This window comes from Enterococcus sp. AZ101 (assembly GCF_050499005.1).
Lineage (GTDB): Bacteria > Bacillota > Bacilli > Lactobacillales > Enterococcaceae > Enterococcus_L > Enterococcus_L ureilyticus.
The window spans coordinates 480,128-496,797 of the sequence record NZ_JBMHEZ010000002.1; the positions used below are offsets into that span (position 1 = coordinate 480,128).

Below are 16,670 nucleotides of genomic sequence, written 5' to 3' on the forward strand. Positions count from 1 at the left end.
ATCACTATTGACTAACAATAATCCTCAAAAAGCACAGTTTGAAAATAACTGTGCTTTTTGAGGATTATGAGAATCAATAACTATTTTTTGTTTCGAACGCTATCAATGATAAATCGGATACCTGTAACTAAAAATACAATTAGTCCAGCTATAATGAATAAGAAACCTATAGGTAAAAGATAAAAATTTTCATGTAAAATACCTGAAGTATCGATATATTCTACTGAATTTGTTTTGATGAAAATACAAGCGCAGCCAAAGAGTAATAGAAAGGCACCAATCAATGTTGTGATCATGTTTAATTTTGCTTGTCTTGTTTTGCTGCCATCTTTGATTAGTTTCTCGGTCATATTATTCACATTATTTTCTCCTAGAATCAATTCATCAAGTGAAATATGAAATATGCTAGAAATTAAAATTAGTAATTCAAGATCTGGAAGATTGCGGTTATTTTCCCAGTTTGATACGGCTTGTCTAGTTACATTTAAGCGGATTGCAAATTTTTCTTGTGTCAGTAGATTTTTTGTTCTTAGTTCTTTGATTTTATCTCCAAATTCCATAGTATTAATTCCTTTCATTGATGTATCTTAAGCTTAAGAAAATAGCGCAGTATATTCAAGAAAGCATTACTTGCAGGCGGGTATGTAGGGGACAGGGCTTCTTGCTTGAGCCATTTATCGTAGTTGAATTATAGCATCCCTTAATGATAAATAAAAATTAGATTCTCTTATCAAATAAACAAGTTATGAAGGATCGATTGCGTCAAAATAATATATTTAATGAAAAATTGGTTAGTATGACGAATGAAAGTGGGCGTATGTTTTTTTCAATACTGATTTATTTGTTATACTGATTGTACTAAATAGAAAGGAGGATATTTATGAAAACAAGTGCTGAATTAAAAAATGAAGCAAAAGCAGTCTTACGTGGGCGTTGGAAAGATAGCGTGTTGATGTGCCTAGTTCCAACCTTGATTTCGATTGCAATTGGGTTAATTTTGTTTTTCTTACTGCTTATCCCTGCAATTACATTCTTTCAAAATAATCCGGATTTATTAAACAATACCGCAAGCTATGAAGGAAATTCTGGAGGCGGAGGCGGTAGTTTTGTTGGAGGAATTTTAGGTGCGATATTTAGTGCCGGTATTTCTTGGACTTTTCTTGATCTTATAAGAGGTAAAAAACAAGAAATACGTCCATTCTCAGATGTATTTCGTGGTTTTGCAGGCCCTGTAGTCTTAGGCTTGATCGGTCTTTACGTATTAATGGTGATTTTTATTTCTTTATGGTTACTGTTATTGGTTATTCCAGGAATTATTAAAGGTTATTCTTATTCGCAGGCTTATTTTGTTTATTATGATGCGTATGAAGAAAATGGCGTGCGTCCAGGTTTGCTAAAATCTATCACACGTAGTAGACAACTGATGAAAGGCTATAAAGGTCAGTTATTCTTATTGGATTTGAGTTTTATAGGATGGCACATCTTAGCTATTTTAACGTTTGGGATCGGTTATCTATGGTTAACACCTTACATCTCAGCAACCAAAGCGGCTTTTTATGAAAATTTACTAAAAACAACAACAGTTTAAAACAATGAATGTTTAAAGTTGGGATAGAAGAAGCTATATTTTCTCCCACCATTTATTCGGATTTCTTAAGGATGTGCTATCACTCTTAGAGTGGTGGCGCATCTTCTTTTTTATTGTTTATAATTTGTTTATACTCTTGTTAGAGCCTGTTTACAACTATTACTTATAATAAGGTATGCGGTAAGAAATCACACGAAGGAGGAACAATATTATGAACACAAAAAAAATTATGATAGGTATATCAAGTTTAGTCTTATTACTAGCAGGTTGTAGCGTAGGGACAGAAGAATCAATCGGAACCAAAGCAACTGAACAGAAACAAACAGAACAAACCAATCCCAAAAAAAATAATGAAGGGGATAAGCAAACAGAAATTTTAGGGAACACGAATTGGCAAGGAACCAAAGTCTACGATCAAGAAAATAATGATCTAACGACAGAAAATGCTAACTTTATCGGTTTAGCAAAATATGATAGCGAAACAGGACGTTATGAATTTTTCGATGCACAAACGGGTGTAAGTCGTGGAGATTGTGGCACTTTTTTTATTACAAATGATGGAACAAAACGAATTTTGATTTCAGAAACGATGAACTATCAAGCAATTGTCGAACTTACTGAACTTACAAATAAAAAATTCACGTACACAAGAAAAGGGAAAGACAAAGCAGGAAATGAAGTAGATGTTTTTGTTGAACATATACCGTATAATGAAAGCGAGCTGACTTTCACAGAAAAAGAAAAGCCTTTAGAGTCAACAACTGGAACCATCAACACTAAAAAAGACGGTGCTGAATTATTAAGCCAAACGTTATGGAACGGAACGAAAGTTCTTGATGAAGCTGGTAACGATGTAAGTGACTATAATAAAAATTTTATTAGCTTAGCAAAATTTGCGGCTGACACAAACAAATACGAATTTTTCAATTTAGAAACAGGCGTTAGCCGAGGTGATTTTGGTTATTTCGATGTTCTAAATCATAACAAAATCCGTGCCCACGTATCGATTGGTCAAACTAAATATGGGGCGGCTTTAGAATTAACAGAATTAAACAATAAAAAATTTACTTACAAGCGTTTGGGCAAAGATCAAGCGGGCGAGGACATCACAGTCTTTGTAGAGCATACACCCTATGAGGGTGAATTTACGCCAGAATTTAGTTTTTAAAAAACTGAGAACAAGTAGTCAAGAACGGAATAGCTACCACTAAAAAATGAAGTAAGGGAGAAAAAAATGACAATAAAAAAACGATTTCTCATCTCATATATTGGTGGCATAGCAATTGCTTTTCTTTCACTCTTTTCAATTATTTGTATTGTTTTTTATGTAACAACTGGAAAGATTCCTAGTCCAGCAACCTTGTACAAAACATTTACCCAACAACGTTCACTGAGTCCAGAAGAGGAATTAGCTTATATCAAACTGCGCAGTATAGCGAAATCAGATCCGGATCAATTATTAAACCCTCGTAGCGAATTAAAAGAGACGATCAGCCAGTTTGAAAGTGACGCGTTAGGTGTGGTTATTCGCAAGCAAGCAGAGATTGCGTATTACTCAAAAGAGCTAGTAGAAAAATCATTGATCGTTCACTTTCCCAGCTTTGATGCAAATAATATTGAAACCAGAGGGACGATCGACAATGCTGGGCGCTTATATCGCTATATGAAGTTTGATTTCTATTTTGATAATCAAGTTCCTGGCAGTTTGTTGGTTTTAAAGAAAGAAAATAATTTTCTTGAATTCATGACCAAGTGGGGGTTGCTGATCATTGTCACTATCGTGATTGTAGCTGTTGGCGGATTGCTCTTTTTAAATCATTTACTCAAAAAAACAATCATTAGACCGCTGGAAAAGCTCGGTGCTGGGATGTCTGAAATAAGTGATGGACATTTAGAAAATGGAATGATCATTTCTCAAAAGCAAACGGCAATGGAAGTGAAACAACTGACTTCTGATTTTGAAAAGATGCGTACAGCCTTGGTTCATTCAACGCAAGAACAAGCGAAACTTGAAAATAATCGTAAAGAACTTGTTGCGAGTATCTCTCATGATTTGAAAACACCGATCACATCGATCATTGGATATGTGGAAGGCTTACTAGATGGGGTGGCAGATTCACCTGAAAAACAAGCGAAATATTTACAGACGATTCATAAAAAAGCACTCTCGCTAAACGAATTGATCGAAGCTCTATTTCTTTATTCAAAACTTGATGCTGCAGCACTTTCGTTTCATTTTGAGCGAATCAATAGTCAAGCGTTTTTAGAACATATCATGGAAGAATTTCAGTTACAAAACACTCATGTTACGCTTCAATTAACGAGTTCACAACCAGTCAGCTATGTGTCAGCAGATCGAATGCAGCTGAACCGTGTTTTTATCAATTTACTTGAAAACAGTTTGAAGTTTAAGGCAAATGATCGTCCTTTAACGATTCAAATCGATGTTTCAGAAAAATTAGGTATGATCGAAATTCGTCTAGCTGATAATGGACAAGGGATTTCAGCAGAGCAATTGCCTTTTGTGTTTGATCATTTCTATCGTGGACAAGAAGCACGACCAACAAATACTGGTGGCAGCGGCTTAGGTCTAGCAATCGTCAAACAGATTATTGAGAAGCATGATGGACACGTTATGATCGAAAGTTCGCCAAATGTTGGAACGACTGTGACAATCCTATTAAAAAAGCTTGAGGAGGACAGCTGAATGTCAAATGAAGTATCACGTGTTTTATTGATCGAAGATGATGTGAGTATTGCGGAATTACAAAAAGATTATCTAGAAATCAATCGTATCGAAGCTGAGATTGCTAATGATGGACTGATTGGGTTAAATCGAGCCCTAAATGAACCATTTGATTTGATCGTGATCGATATTATGTTGCCTTCAATGGATGGCTTTGAGATTTGTCGCAGGATTCGGGAGCAGAAAAATATTCCTTTAATGATTGTTTCAGCGAAAAAAGAAGATATCGATAAAGTCAGAGGATTAGGATTAGGTGCAGATGATTATATGACCAAGCCGTTTAGTCCAAGTGAATTAGTCGCCCGCGTGCAAGCTCATATCAAACGCTATCAACAATTGACTCGCTCTGATCAAATCAACGATATCATAGAAAGGGGGCAGATCATGATTGATAAACAGGCTCGTCGTGTATTTGTCCTAGGAAAAGAGATTCTTTTTCCTACAAAAGAATTTGATTTATTACTCTTTTTTATGGAACACCCAAATCGAGTTTGGATGAAAGAACAACTATTTCGACAAGTTTGGGAGCTAGATGAGTTGGATAGTGATATTTATACTGTTGTGGTACATGTAGGACGGATCAGAGAGAAACTGAAAAAAGGGAAGTTATCAGAAATTCCGATAGAAACAATTTGGGGTAGTGGTTATCGTTTTAATGCTTAAAACTAAATAAAAAGGAGAAACGCTATGAAAAAAAGTCATCTACTCGTTGTCCTTTTTCTTGGCAGTATAATAGGACTTGTTGGCTGTAAACCAGATCAGAAAAAGGCTACAGAGCAATCTAGCGCAGCCTCCAGACCAGCACTTTTTACTCCGTCTTCATCCGAGCCTATTGCTTCAAGTGAAGACGTAAAGGAGCAAAAAGAGAATGAACTGAGTTTTGAAGGCACATCGTACAACTATGATGTCGTCACTGGAGCGACTCAAACAACATTTGGCTCAAATCCAAAACCACTTTATACATACGAAGAAAAATTAAAGCAAATGTTTTGGTCAAATCAACCGCCTTTAGGATTGATGACAGGAAATTATTATACAAATGAAGGCTATTTTGATGTAGGCAATAAAGGGATTGTGGAAATCATTACCGATGATACAAGTAAAATCATCAATGTTGAATTTAATGAGTACGGAGCAGAAAATTATTATGAGTCAAAGTATTCTGGCGCGAACAAACGTCTGTCTGACTATGCTTTTTTCCAAGCCCAAAATCCAAGAACAGATTCAACCTTAGTAACGGTCGTTAATGGTATCACATTTGTAGAAAAACAAATGCGGGAAGAAAATCGGATCGTTGGCAATTTTGAAACGGTAAGAGGCTCATCAACCACTGCTAGACAAGGCTTGATGACGATTGCTGCAGAATTAGAAGAGGACATCAAGCAACCGTCAAAGACAAAATATATTGGCTATGCCGAAGATTTTGGCAATGGATTGATCGGTAGATTACAGTTGACTGTGACAGGTGGGAAAATTGATAGCGCCCGTTACGATGAATACTTTGCGGATCAACCTGAAAAAATCAGTGAGGATCAATTGAAGCAGTATTATCGACAGTCAAAATATTTTTCATTGACTTACAATGAAGCAACGAATAATGATTTTATTCGTTTTGCGGATGCCTTGACCAAATCGATTGTTGATAAACAGACGTTAGCAATCGATACACATGAATTAACACAACATCCCTCATTTTCAAACTATCAAAAGTTGAGTGAACAGATAGATCTTTAAGCGCATCAAACAACTAAATGAGACAGCGAATTTTTTGACACACTTTTGACATATTTTTCTTCTATACTGAGTAAAAATCAGTGAGGAGTGATTATTATGGGCTATTGTTCAAATGTTTTCAGCGGAAGTCGAGGAATGATGAGAGGTGGGATGTTTGGTATGGGGTTTCTTTGGTGGATCGTGCTGGCTATCGTGATTATTGGTGTAGTTTATTTTTTAAGAAATCGATCAAATCAACAAACGATGTCAAGTCCATCAACGTATCAAGACACAACCAGTCAAGCCTCTCACTTTTCGGTGTTGGATGTGTTGGATGAAGAATTTGCAAAAGGAAATCTTACAGAAGAAGAGTATTTGCACAAGAAAGAAGTATTGAAAAAATAGAAAAAGCCGAAAAGCTGCGAATCAACATGCAGCTTTTCGGCTTTTTCTAATGAGAATTATAGAAATTTTCCAGTGATTGATGTGCTACAATTTACAGCCTGAAGCGGAAGACCTTCAAAGATGATCTGGCCCCCTTTTTTTCCGGAACCTGGTCCAAACTCAATCATCCAATCTGCGAGGCGAATCAACTCTGTATTGTGCTCAATGACTAAAAGTGTGTTGCCCTTTTGAAGTAAGGTATCAAAAACATTGAGTAACGCTTGAACGTCTTGCCTACTCAGTCCTGTTGTTGGCTCATCTAAAATGATATACTTGTTTTTACATTCAAGATGACATGCTAATTTCAAACGTTGTAATTCTCCACCAGACAAGGTATCTAGCGTTTGCCCCAATGTGAGATAACCTAAACCAATCGCACGCAGCCAACCGAACTGTTTCGAAATGTTCGGTTGATTTGCAAAAAAAGCACAACCATCTTCAATAGATAGTGCAAGTAATTTTACGATGTTTTTTCCTCTATAAGTATAAGCTAAGACATCTTGGTGGTACTTCGTTCCTTGACAGGCTTCACAAGTACTGCGGATTGGATCGAGAAAAGCCAGTTCTGTTTCAATAAATCCTTTCCCTTTGCACGTAGGACAAGCGCCTTTACCATTGAAACTAAAATAACTTGCCGCAATATGATTTTTTTGACTATATAGTTTACGAATCTGATCAAACAAGCCGATAAATGAAACCACAGTCGACCGGCGACTAGTACGTAGACTTTTTTGTGTAACGTAAAAAATGTCTTCCTCATATTTTTCCTGCACAGCGCGAGCAAATGAACTTTTTCCAGAGCCTGCCACTCCTGTGATAGCAATTAACTGTTGCTCAGGTAAGGCTACTGAAAGATGGTCCACATTATTCTTTGAAATATTTTCTGCTAAAAAAAACGTATCTATCAAAGTAGTTTGGCTATTTCGCATCAATGGTTGTTGTTCTTTTTGCTTTTGTGACCATTGCTCATAATTACTAACACTGACTAGTTCTCCGCCATATCGACCAGCTTTAGGTCCTAATTCAAAAACGGTATCCGCCAACTCTATCATAGCAAGATCATGATCAATCAATAACACTGTATTCCCCTTTTCTTTGATTGCTCGAATCAATTGACCGATTGTTCCTATGTCTTTTGGATGTAAGCCTACACTGGGTTCATCTAAAATATACATCAGGTCGGTCAAACTACTGCCAATGGAACGAATCAATTTGATTCGTTGTGATTCACCACCAGAAAGTGTACCTGTTTCTCGCGCCAAACTGAGATAATCTAAACCGACCTGACAAAGATAATCTAACTGTTGCAAAACAGTTTGGACGATTTGTTTAATCCCTTCTTCTGTTAAACTACGCAAAAATCCACGTAATTCACCTAATTGCATCGCCAAACATTCACCAAGATGGACGCCGTTGATTTTACAAGATAAAGCCTGCTGATTTAAGCGATAGCCTTGACAGGTAGGGCATTGTTTCTGTGTTGTCACACGTTGAACTTCTGGTAAATAACGACGATAACTTTTTGAAGGATTCTCAATAAAGGTCTGAGTGATCCGCGGAATCAATCCTTGATAAGTCGCTGATTTGTACCAACCTGAACGTGGCTTAGGAGGCTTGAATTCTTCTGAATATAACAACAAGGATAGCTCTTTTTTTGTGAAATCTTTCAAGCACTTATCATTATCGAACAATCCTGAATCGACATAACGTTTCCAACGATAACTACCAGGCTCAAAAGTAGGAAAACAAATCGCACCATCATTTAAGGAGCATTTATAATCAAGTAACTCATTTAAATGAAATTCAGTAACAACGCCTAAACCCGAGCAGGATTTGCACATACCGGTAGGACTATTAAAAGAGAACAGATCTGAAAAACCAACAAACGGCTGACCAAACCGAGAAAATAGTAAACGTAAGGTGGGGTTGATATCGGTTGCTGTGCCAATTGTTGAACGTCGATTTTCTCCTAAAGCTTTTTGATTGACAATAACAGCAGGTGAAAGCTGTTGAATTGAGTCAACAATGGGTGCTTCTAAATGAGGCATTCGATTGCGGATATAGCTTGGATACGTATCATTCATTTGGCGCTGCGCTTCAGCCGCGATGGTATTAAAAACCAGTGAAGATTTTCCAGAACCAGAAACACCGACAAAAGCATTGATGTTGTGTTTATTGATTGTGAGATCGATATTCTTTAAATTCCTAGTGCGAGCGCCGCGAATTTTGATTTGACTCATGTTCATTCCTCCTTTACCATAAGTATAAACATTTAATATGACATAATTTGTCAGTTTATAGAAAGAAGTGAGAAGAATAAAAAAAGAAGCGCTCTTATATAATATGTTATGGTATATTCAAAACAAAAAAGAATTTACCGCACAAGAATTGGCTGATCAGTTCCAGTTATCCGTCCGTAGTATATATCGGTATATTTCTGATCTAGCTGATTTAGGTTTGTATATTGAATCAAAGAAAGGTCGAAATGGTGGATTTAGTGTATTAGAAAATCAGATTTTACCCCCTGTTCTTTTCACCGAAAATGAACTGTTTTCGTTGTATTTTGCGATCCAGTCGTTGGCGGATTATGGTGACTTCCCTTTTAAGGTCAATACGATTACAGCAAGAGAAAAGTTAGTAGAAGTTGTCTCAAAAAGTGTGCAACAAAAACTACTTAAACTGTCCGATCATTTTCGAATTGAAGTACCGAAACAAGCTGTTTCTACGCCCTATCTAAATGAACTGATCACAGCAGCTTTAGATTATCAAGTGGTTCGAATCGAGTACCATTCAATTAAAAAGGTTTCTAAAAAAACGATAGAACCAATCGGAATTTATGCTAGTAATGGACTTTGGTATTTATTTGCTTTGGATCAGACAATAAAGGAAGCAAGGCATTTTCGTATTGATCGCATTAAGAAGCTGGAAATTACGGAAGAATATTTTGACCCTTCTATTCGGCTAAAAGAAATCGAAACCCAATACCTACCGCAAAAACCATTGAAACTTGTGGCGCATTTGAGTGACAAAGGAGCAAAACAATGTTTAGAAAACCGTTATTTACACAGTGGTGTTCAAAAAAATGAAACGGGCGGATCAGAGCTTTCAATGTCTATCAGTCAATCAGATATTGAATTTACAGCAGAATTTTTTCTGTTATTAGGAAAAGAAGCGCAGGTAAAAGAACCAGCAGAACTTGTAATGTTACTTAAAGAAAAAATAGAAGAATTACGTAAACTCTATAACTAAAGGAGGAGCTGGAATTTAACGATACAGATAGAATAAAAATGATTATGGACTAGTAAAGGAAAGTCTAGGTATGTTTGGTGTTATAATAAAAGTAAAAGGAATGATTTTCATGGACCCACTATTAAATAGTCTAATTGCTGTGATTTTACTTGCGTATCCAATTCTGTCTATCCCTTCAATTGTTAAATCAAAACGAGACAAGGGAAAATTTTTTTCTGACTCTCGTTTTTTTATTCCTAAGCGTGTTGGCTACGGCATTGGGATAAATATGCATAATATTTATGGTTTTTTTACATTACTTTTTATTGGGGTATTATTTTTAGCTTTAGGTTGGTTTAGAATTTAAATAAACGAAAAGCCAATCACCAAACGTATTTAAGAAACAAATGCTTGTTCTTAGCGGATTGTTCTGTTTCATAGAATTGTTAGTTTGTTTCATTTTACTTATTGTTCATACATTCTTTTTTTTAATTTTAAACACATGCTTTTCTCATTTTTTTCTTTTTTTTTAGTGGATAATAGATTATACTATAAGGATAATAATTATCTTTTTAGACCTGAGCTCGTTTGAATTTTTTTCTGTAACGAGTTAGGAACTCTGATGAAGCTATATGTTGGAGTTGAACATTGTCGTTCAGAGGAACCAAAACGAGCCCTTATCGCTTTTATTATTATCTAGCTATATGGGCTAAGTTCTCGGAAAAAAGATAAAAATTGAATGCGACAAAAAAGCGTCACAGTCAATTTTTCCTATTTTTCAGAGGAACCAAAACGAGCCCTTATCGCTTTTATATGAAGGAGGACACATGGAGAAAAAGGAAAAAAAGAAAACTGGGTTGTTACTAGTTGCATTATTTTTAGGGTATACTATGGTTTATATCGATAAGCTTTCGGTGGGGTATTCACTGATTCCAATTTCAACAGAATTTGGGTTAGAGCCTGCGGCAAAAGGGATGATCATGAGTGCTTTTTTCTTAGGATATGCTATTATGCAGATTCCGATGGGCTTAGTGATCAATAAGGTTGGTTCACGAATTGTTTTAATAGGTTCTGTGTTAGGAATGGGCTTATTTTCATTCTTATTTGGATTTGGCACCTCATTAATTATGTTTATGTCGGTGCGTTTTTTAACTGGATTCTTGGCACACTCAGGTTATGCTTCGTCTGCTAGTAAAGAAGTCACGATGAATTTTCCACCTGAAAAGCGCACCTTTGCGCAAGGAATCTTACTTTCTTCTTCTGGAGTAGCAGGGTTTATCGGACCATTAGCTTTATCACCGATCATTACCAATGCAGGATGGAAAAATGCGTATCTGATTTTAACCGTATTAGCTGTTGTGATTGCTATTTTCTTAATTATCGCTATACCTAGAAATGAAAAAAAACAAGAAAAAGCAGAAGCTATTGCAACAAAAACAGATAAAATTTCAATTTTAGTGATTTGGTCTGATATACGGGTTTGGATTTTATTTTTAAGTTCATTTTTCATCAACTGTTTATTATATGGACTTTCAAGTTGGGTGCCTAGTTTCTTGACTGGAGAGCGTGGGTTGGACTTAAATGGTGCGGCTGTAATCAGCAGTGTTGGTGGGTTGTTTATGTTGATTGGCTCAATCGGCGGTAGTTATGTTGTCGGACGTTTTTTCCAACATAAGGAAAAAGCAGTTGTGGCGATTACAGCTATTTTAGGCACATTTTCTGCATTTGGGTCCTATTATATTGGAAACCTGGTCTTACTATCGATCGTTATGGGCTTAGCGAATTTCTTTTTAATTATTTCATTTGTCACTATGATGAGTATTCCATTACGAATTTTCGAAGGAGCTAAATTTGCTCCAAGTTATGGCACACTTGCAACAGGAGGGATTCTTGGTGGATTTGTTTCACCAACGCTGATTGGAAAATTAGTTGAATTGTCTAATGGGCAATACATTTCAACCTTTATTTTCTTTTTAGTTGTCGGCTTGTTGACAGCTGTGACGATAATGTTTATCAAACAAAAATAAGCGATCTAGTTATATAGACTCGTTTTAAAATGAAGGAGGAAATACAATGACAACTATTCAAGAACAAATGCCTCAGGCAGATATGGTAAAATGGCGGAGACATTTGCATCGCCATCCAGAATTATCCTTTCATGAAGTGGAAACAGCAAAATATATTCAAAAGGTACTAGCGGATTTCCCAAATTTAGAAGTTAGCTCGCTAACCGAAAATAGCGTGATCGCCGTATTAAAAGGCGATAAGCCAGGTAAAACGATTGCTTTAAGAGCGGATATTGATGCGTTGCCAATCGAGGAAGAGGCAGATGTAGATTTCCCATCTGAAAATCCAGGTGTGATGCATGCTTGTGGCCATGATACACATACTGCCATGCTATTAGGTGCAGTTAAGGTATTGAGCACAATGCAAGACAAAATTACTGGAACGGTGAAATTTATTTTCCAACCAGCTGAAGAAGAGCCACCAGGTGGGGCAAAATTATTAGTTGAAGCGGGTGTAATGGATGATGTAGATATGGTTTTTGGTCTGCATATTGCACCGAATATTCCAGTGGGGATGATCGGGACAAGAAAAGGCGCAGCAAGTGCAGCGTCGGATGTCTTTACATTGAAAATCCAAGGGAAAGGCTCACATGGTTCAACTCCTGATCTTTCTGTTGATCCAATTATGATCGGAGTAGAAATCATTAATAATTTGAATAATATTGTTTCAAGAAATATAAGTCCATTTGATAATGCAGTTATTTCAATCGGTGAGTTTAATGCGGGGAAAACAGCAAATGTTATTCCTGATACAGCCCAAATCCAAGGGACTGTTCGGACGAATAATAAAGAGGTTCGCTCATTCATCCAAAAGCGGATTGAAGCAATCATTGATAATGTCTGCAAGATGTATGATGCAACATATGATCTAGATTATTTACTTGGTTATAGCGAGGTAAACAATGATAGTGACGCGACAGATTTAGTCATAGCTGCAGCTGAAAAGGTTGTTGGCAAAGAGCGAATGTTTGAAGCACCTAAAATGATGGGTGGGGAAGATTTTTCTGCGTATACTGACGTTAAGCCAGGTTCATTCTTTATTTTAGGTGGTGGAACAGCAGCAGAAGGCTGCGGCTATATGAATCATCATCCAAAATTCAAAATTATGGAAGAATGTTTCTCAGTGGGTTCAGCGATGCATGCTCAAATTATTTTAGATATTTTAGGACAAAAATAATCAGAAGAGGACCTTAACGAATCGGTTAAGGTTCTCTTTCTAGTTAAGGAAGAGAGAGGGCACTTCATGCAGATAATCATCATTGGAGTCTTGCTATTTTTCTGTCTAATCTTAATAATAGATAAAAATAAGAATAAACAAAAAAATAGAAATATCCAGACAAAACCAGCTAAAAAAGTTCTTTCTTTAGATGAAAAAATCGAACAAGAAAAAAAGGTTGAGGTTCAGCAAGTAACTTCTTTAGTCACACAAATAAAAAAACAAAAGGTAAGTGAACTTCTCTTCGTATTAAATCAGGTGCAGCAAAAAAAATGAATGCATTTCCTATAAATACGAAAATTTAATAATGTTTTAATAAGCAGCTTCTATAAAACAACTTCTTGAAAATCAGGTAAATAGAAAATTTAAATTCAGCGAAAGATGAACTTTTACAAAAATGATGACTTACGACAATAAGTAGGTCGTCTTTTTATTTTTGCCTCAGTTCTAAAATAGCCCTGTTTTCCTCACACCAATTTCCAATTACTTCATAAACAGGCAGAAGGCTCCTTCCAAGTTCTGTAAGTAAATACTCTACTCTAGGTACAATTTCATCGTGTTCTGTCCTATAAATAAGCCCGTCTTTTTCTAAATCTTTCAATTGAGCTGATAGTATTTTATGACTGATTTCAGGAAGTTTTCTTTTTAGCTGTCCATATCTAATGTTATAGTTTCCACTTAAGTGATAAATGATCTGTATTTTCCATTTGCCGCCTATCATAGTTAACAATTTTTCTATGTTTTCAAAACCATAATCTTCAACGGTACATTTATCTTCTTTTTCTGATTTCAAATCTCAACCTCCACTAGGTACTTACTTTTTTGTGCGTAATTGTTTTATTTATCTTATTATTATATACTCAAACCAGTTAAGAATAAAAGGAGAACGTAATGAATTTAATTAAAAACAGTAATATCGCAATTGCATTTTTACTGGAAATATTTGCTATATTTATTTTAGGATATTGGGGATTTACTCTTCAATCTAATAAAATTATACGTATTACAGTCGGTTTGTTAGCACCTATATTAATGATTGTTATTTGGAGCATTTGGTGTGCTCCATCTTCAAGTCATCGCCTTGATGGTTTGCGGCTTGTAGCGTTAAAATGTTTAATTTTTGGAATTGTGGCATATTGCTTACTTAGTATGAATAGAACTTCTGTAGCAATTGTTTTTGGTGCTATTGTTGTCATTAACCTTGGACTTAGTAGTTATTTTGGAACACTTTAATCTTACTAATATGTATAATTTACGTTCAAAAAGGTATTTTACTGAATATGTTTTAAATAGCGGTATAATAAATAAAATAGTGAAACAACCAAATAAAGGATGGAAAGCGAATGGAAGCGAAAAAGCCTAAAATAGTTACAATGTCTTTTGCTAGTGTCTATGTATTATATAATCAAAAAGTAGAACGAAAAGGAAAAACGAAAGCAGAAGTGGATGAAATTATTCGCTGGTTAACAGGATATGATGAAGCTGGGTTACAAAAGCAGATCGATGATAAGGTTGATTTTGAAACGTTTTTTGAAGAAGCTCCAGCAATCAATCCTAATGTTTCTTTGATCAAAGGCGTGATCTGTGGGTATCGTGTGGAAGATATCGAAGACGAACTGATGCAAAAAATTCGTTATATGGATAAGCTGATAGACGAATTAGCAAAAGGGAAAGCCGTGGAGAAGATTTTGAGAAAATAGTCGAGAAACTTCAAAAAGAGCTTGCTCAATTTAACTTATGTAATCATTATATTATGTGAGGGGAATTGGGCTATTTTTTTATAAATAAGTCTAAAAAATGAGACAAACCTATCAATATAGTAAAAAGTAACATCAAAATTGCTTTTTAAATCATTTCTAGTATGTGATATTTAAGATATCTTAGACAAATAGTATAGACATGAAGAAAGTCTTTTTTTACTATTGTTGAGGAAATAGTTTATTTGGTGAAGGTAGGTTGACAGGTAATGAGGATCGGTAACTTATTAAAAAGAAGCAGAGAAGAAAAAAGATTGACACAACAGCAAGTAGCGAAAAAATTTCATGTAACAAGACAAACGGTTTCGCGTTGGGAAAATGATCTATCGTATCCTAATATCGATACGTTAGTCGAATTAAGCTTCTTTTTTGATTTTTCTCTGGATCAGATTTTAAAAGGAGAGGAGCTTGCTGGAAGTATAATAGATGAACAACAGGATGAGAATTTCAGCGGATAGCGAAAAAAATCTGGATACATAAGGAGGGACTATGAATCAAGAGTCCCTCCATTGGTGTGATAAAAATTAAGTGTGTTCCTTCCTAAAGTTCTTTTCTATCGTTCTATTGTTCGTTATTAGTACACTTATAAGGCATTTCATTATATTAGCAATGATCGAGCTTAAATAGCATAGCGAAGCTTCAAAAACCACATTTAATTCATTTTATAACTGAAAACGATCGATTAGTCCGAGCTAAATGCCCTCGTTAATAGTGAAATAATATAAAATAACAAAATGTTACTACCTTATTTGTTGAATAAAAATCATAAAGTCTATTCTAAGGAAGTTGAGGAAGTCATATTGAAGGTCATTCAGGCAAAGTAAAGTTAGTGTTTATTTGAGTGCAGAAAAATAGCTAAGTGAATGAGTTGAAAAAAGCCGTTAAGTTGAGACGGCTTTTTTAATATTATAGCCAGAGGTGTATAAAGAAATAAATAAATTTTACTAAAATGGTGTTATTTTACCTTTTTTACAAATTAGTTGTTGATAAGATTGTATTGTAAATCTAAAATTTTGGAATAAGTTTTATAATGGCAGGAAGCATTACAGATGAAGGGATTGTCAATGACCTTACGAATCAATTTACTAGTAGCCTATCAGATATTTTGTTTATAGATAATCGGTCTATCAAATCCAAACACTCGTTTATCATCATTAAACAGTTCCTCTTTTATGACCAACGCTTCATCAGATAGTTCTTGCTTCAAAATAAACGCTGTTTTTTCGTAAATATATTATGTGATTCAACAATAAACGTACCCTCATGTTCCTTATAATGCAATGGAACAAATTTGTCAGATTCTGAGAGATCAGAAAAATCAATGTCTTTTAGCGTATCAAATTTCGCGTTCATTAATTTTTTGGCACAATGATCGATTTTAACACCCCATCGAAATCCTTTGGACGATTCACAATCAGATCATTTAAAAGCATATTGTTGTGTATTGCAACGGGAAACTTCTCTTGTTCTTCTTCTGACAGAGAATGAAACTGCTCACTATTATCGAAACGTCCACTTAACAGTTGAATAACTCTCTTCAAATTTTCCATATCGCTCACTCAGCTTTCTTTATAGTTGCCGTTATAGAATCATTACTTCTTTTCCATTTTATCAAAAAATTGAAAGAGAAAAAAGAGACGAGAAAATAATCATTAGTAAAATGATTAAGACACAAAAAATAAATAGAAAGAAAGCTACTCTCTCACTTTACAAATTCTTCCTTTGAAAAGCTCGATACGTCTCATTTATAGCATAACGGTCGTTCTATTTTTAAGTTGAAATCTTGTCATCCGTACTTAAAATCCACAGATTCCATACCATTTCTTAACATCAATTAACTTATAATTTACATAAAAGTGCGGATAAATTTACATTCAATGGGTAGTATTATCAGTGTAATAACAAAAAGGAG

General features: G+C 35.2%; 18 protein-coding genes. 14 read left to right on the forward strand and 4 right to left on the reverse strand.

Features of this window, described 5'->3' with window-relative positions; all coding sequences use genetic code 11:
• Positions 1–80: 80 nt before the first annotated feature.
• The gene (locus IGJ50_RS11615) at positions 81–560 is read right to left on the reverse strand and encodes a DUF3955 domain-containing protein (RefSeq protein WP_429950507.1); all 480 of its coding nucleotides are present in this window, start codon (positions 558–560) and stop codon (positions 81–83) included.
• Positions 561–880: 320 nt separating this feature from the next.
• Here IGJ50_RS11615 and IGJ50_RS11620 point away from each other — a divergent pair, with 320 nt between their 5' ends.
• The 6 genes from IGJ50_RS11620 (at position 881) to IGJ50_RS11645 (ending at position 6,452) form a co-directional block, all read left to right on the forward strand.
• Positions 881–1,588 (forward strand): DUF975 family protein, encoded by a 708-nt coding sequence (locus IGJ50_RS11620; RefSeq protein WP_069640635.1) that lies wholly within the window; start codon positions 881–883, stop codon positions 1,586–1,588.
• Between the two features lie 211 nt (positions 1,589–1,799).
• Positions 1,800–2,756: a DUF4822 domain-containing protein gene (locus tag IGJ50_RS11625; protein WP_429950509.1), complete on the forward strand. Its 957-nt coding sequence runs from the start codon at positions 1,800–1,802 to the stop codon at positions 2,754–2,756.
• Between the two features lie 66 nt (positions 2,757–2,822).
• Positions 2,823–4,295, forward strand: coding sequence for a sensor histidine kinase (locus IGJ50_RS11630; protein WP_429950511.1), 1,473 nt, complete (start codon positions 2,823–2,825; stop codon positions 4,293–4,295).
• Positions 4,296–4,997: a response regulator transcription factor gene (locus tag IGJ50_RS11635; protein WP_069640638.1), complete on the forward strand. Its 702-nt coding sequence runs from the start codon at positions 4,296–4,298 to the stop codon at positions 4,995–4,997.
• A 24-nt stretch (positions 4,998–5,021) separates the two neighbouring features.
• Positions 5,022–6,068, forward strand: coding sequence for a hypothetical protein (locus IGJ50_RS11640; protein ID WP_207121770.1), 1,047 nt, complete (start codon positions 5,022–5,024; stop codon positions 6,066–6,068).
• A gap of 96 nt (positions 6,069–6,164) precedes the next feature.
• On the forward strand, positions 6,165–6,452 hold the full coding sequence (locus IGJ50_RS11645) for an SHOCT domain-containing protein (protein WP_429950513.1): 288 nt from the start codon (positions 6,165–6,167) through the stop codon (positions 6,450–6,452).
• A gap of 56 nt (positions 6,453–6,508) precedes the next feature.
• Here IGJ50_RS11645 and IGJ50_RS11650 read toward each other — a convergent pair whose 3' ends face one another.
• The gene (locus IGJ50_RS11650) at positions 6,509–8,731 is read right to left on the reverse strand and encodes an ATP-binding cassette domain-containing protein (RefSeq protein ID WP_429950515.1); all 2,223 of its coding nucleotides are present in this window, start codon (positions 8,729–8,731) and stop codon (positions 6,509–6,511) included.
• A 103-nt stretch (positions 8,732–8,834) separates the two neighbouring features.
• On the opposite strand from IGJ50_RS11650, the gene IGJ50_RS11655 reads away from it, so the two are divergent.
• The 5 genes from IGJ50_RS11655 to IGJ50_RS11675 all read left to right on the forward strand — a co-directional run bounded on the left by IGJ50_RS11655 (position 8,835) and on the right by IGJ50_RS11675 (position 13,277).
• Positions 8,835–9,740 carry a helix-turn-helix transcriptional regulator gene (locus tag IGJ50_RS11655; protein WP_429950517.1) on the forward strand — a complete coding sequence of 302 codons (906 nt, stop codon included), beginning with the start codon at positions 8,835–8,837 and terminating at the stop codon, positions 9,738–9,740.
• 70 nt (positions 9,741–9,810) lie between these two features.
• Positions 9,811–10,086 (forward strand): hypothetical protein, encoded by a 276-nt coding sequence (locus tag IGJ50_RS11660; RefSeq protein ID WP_083244389.1) that lies wholly within the window; start codon positions 9,811–9,813, stop codon positions 10,084–10,086.
• A 460-nt stretch (positions 10,087–10,546) separates the two neighbouring features.
• A complete protein-coding gene (locus IGJ50_RS11665; protein WP_429950520.1) occupies positions 10,547–11,746 on the forward strand; it encodes an MFS transporter in 1,200 nt (399 codons plus the stop codon).
• A 46-nt stretch (positions 11,747–11,792) separates the two neighbouring features.
• Positions 11,793–12,962 (forward strand): amidohydrolase, encoded by a 1,170-nt coding sequence (locus tag IGJ50_RS11670; RefSeq protein WP_429950522.1) that lies wholly within the window; start codon positions 11,793–11,795, stop codon positions 12,960–12,962.
• A gap of 66 nt (positions 12,963–13,028) precedes the next feature.
• Positions 13,029–13,277, forward strand: a complete 249-nt coding sequence (locus tag IGJ50_RS11675) for a hypothetical protein (RefSeq protein WP_069640645.1) — start codon at positions 13,029–13,031, stop codon at positions 13,275–13,277.
• A gap of 154 nt (positions 13,278–13,431) precedes the next feature.
• Here the strand turns inward: IGJ50_RS11675 and IGJ50_RS11680 are convergent, their stop codons facing one another.
• Positions 13,432–13,794: a winged helix-turn-helix transcriptional regulator gene (locus tag IGJ50_RS11680; protein WP_069640646.1), complete on the reverse strand. Its 363-nt coding sequence runs from the start codon at positions 13,792–13,794 to the stop codon at positions 13,432–13,434.
• A 98-nt stretch (positions 13,795–13,892) separates the two neighbouring features.
• Here IGJ50_RS11680 and IGJ50_RS11685 point away from each other — a divergent pair, with 98 nt between their 5' ends.
• From IGJ50_RS11685 to IGJ50_RS11695, 3 genes are all read left to right on the forward strand, one after another.
• The gene (locus tag IGJ50_RS11685; protein ID WP_429950524.1) at positions 13,893–14,234 is read left to right on the forward strand and encodes a YrdB family protein; all 342 of its coding nucleotides are present in this window, start codon (positions 13,893–13,895) and stop codon (positions 14,232–14,234) included.
• 110 nt (positions 14,235–14,344) lie between these two features.
• Positions 14,345–14,701: a DUF2200 domain-containing protein gene (locus IGJ50_RS11690; RefSeq protein WP_429950526.1), complete on the forward strand. Its 357-nt coding sequence runs from the start codon at positions 14,345–14,347 to the stop codon at positions 14,699–14,701.
• A 266-nt stretch (positions 14,702–14,967) separates the two neighbouring features.
• Positions 14,968–15,216, forward strand: a complete 249-nt coding sequence (locus tag IGJ50_RS11695) for a helix-turn-helix transcriptional regulator (protein WP_069640649.1) — start codon at positions 14,968–14,970, stop codon at positions 15,214–15,216.
• Positions 15,217–16,110: 894 nt separating this feature from the next.
• Here IGJ50_RS11695 and IGJ50_RS11700 read toward each other — a convergent pair.
• Positions 16,111–16,308 carry a hypothetical protein gene (locus IGJ50_RS11700; RefSeq protein WP_207121761.1) on the reverse strand — a complete coding sequence of 66 codons (198 nt, stop codon included), beginning with the start codon at positions 16,306–16,308 and terminating at the stop codon, positions 16,111–16,113.
• Positions 16,309–16,670: the final 362 nt, after the last annotated feature.

What these genes read in the sequence shown, in the direction of transcription:
- IGJ50_RS11620 (WP_069640635.1), top strand. Translation starts at nt 881, where the DNA reads ATGAAAACAAGTGCTGAATTAAAAAATGAAGCAAAAGCAGTCTTACGT.
- IGJ50_RS11700 (WP_207121761.1), bottom strand. Translation starts at nt 16,308, where the DNA reads ATGGAAAATTTGAAGAGAGTTATTCAACTGTTAAGTGGACGTTTCGAT.
- IGJ50_RS11645 (WP_429950513.1), top strand. Translation starts at nt 6,165, where the DNA reads ATGGGCTATTGTTCAAATGTTTTCAGCGGAAGTCGAGGAATGATGAGA.
- IGJ50_RS11675 (WP_069640645.1), top strand. Translation starts at nt 13,029, where the DNA reads ATGCAGATAATCATCATTGGAGTCTTGCTATTTTTCTGTCTAATCTTA.
- IGJ50_RS11615 (WP_429950507.1), bottom strand. Translation starts at nt 560, where the DNA reads ATGGAATTTGGAGATAAAATCAAAGAACTAAGAACAAAAAATCTACTG.
- IGJ50_RS11625 (WP_429950509.1), top strand. Translation starts at nt 1,800, where the DNA reads ATGAACACAAAAAAAATTATGATAGGTATATCAAGTTTAGTCTTATTA.
- IGJ50_RS11695 (WP_069640649.1), top strand. Translation starts at nt 14,968, where the DNA reads ATGAGGATCGGTAACTTATTAAAAAGAAGCAGAGAAGAAAAAAGATTG.
- IGJ50_RS11635 (WP_069640638.1), top strand. Translation starts at nt 4,296, where the DNA reads ATGTCAAATGAAGTATCACGTGTTTTATTGATCGAAGATGATGTGAGT.
- IGJ50_RS11655 (WP_429950517.1), top strand. Translation starts at nt 8,835, where the DNA reads ATGTTATGGTATATTCAAAACAAAAAAGAATTTACCGCACAAGAATTG.
- IGJ50_RS11685 (WP_429950524.1), top strand. Translation starts at nt 13,893, where the DNA reads ATGAATTTAATTAAAAACAGTAATATCGCAATTGCATTTTTACTGGAA.
- IGJ50_RS11650 (WP_429950515.1), bottom strand. Translation starts at nt 8,731, where the DNA reads ATGAGTCAAATCAAAATTCGCGGCGCTCGCACTAGGAATTTAAAGAAT.
- IGJ50_RS11690 (WP_429950526.1), top strand. Translation starts at nt 14,345, where the DNA reads ATGGAAGCGAAAAAGCCTAAAATAGTTACAATGTCTTTTGCTAGTGTC.
- IGJ50_RS11660 (WP_083244389.1), top strand. Translation starts at nt 9,811, where the DNA reads ATGTTTGGTGTTATAATAAAAGTAAAAGGAATGATTTTCATGGACCCA.
- IGJ50_RS11665 (WP_429950520.1), top strand. Translation starts at nt 10,547, where the DNA reads ATGGAGAAAAAGGAAAAAAAGAAAACTGGGTTGTTACTAGTTGCATTA.
- IGJ50_RS11630 (WP_429950511.1), top strand. Translation starts at nt 2,823, where the DNA reads ATGACAATAAAAAAACGATTTCTCATCTCATATATTGGTGGCATAGCA.
- IGJ50_RS11640 (WP_207121770.1), top strand. Translation starts at nt 5,022, where the DNA reads ATGAAAAAAAGTCATCTACTCGTTGTCCTTTTTCTTGGCAGTATAATA.
- IGJ50_RS11670 (WP_429950522.1), top strand. Translation starts at nt 11,793, where the DNA reads ATGACAACTATTCAAGAACAAATGCCTCAGGCAGATATGGTAAAATGG.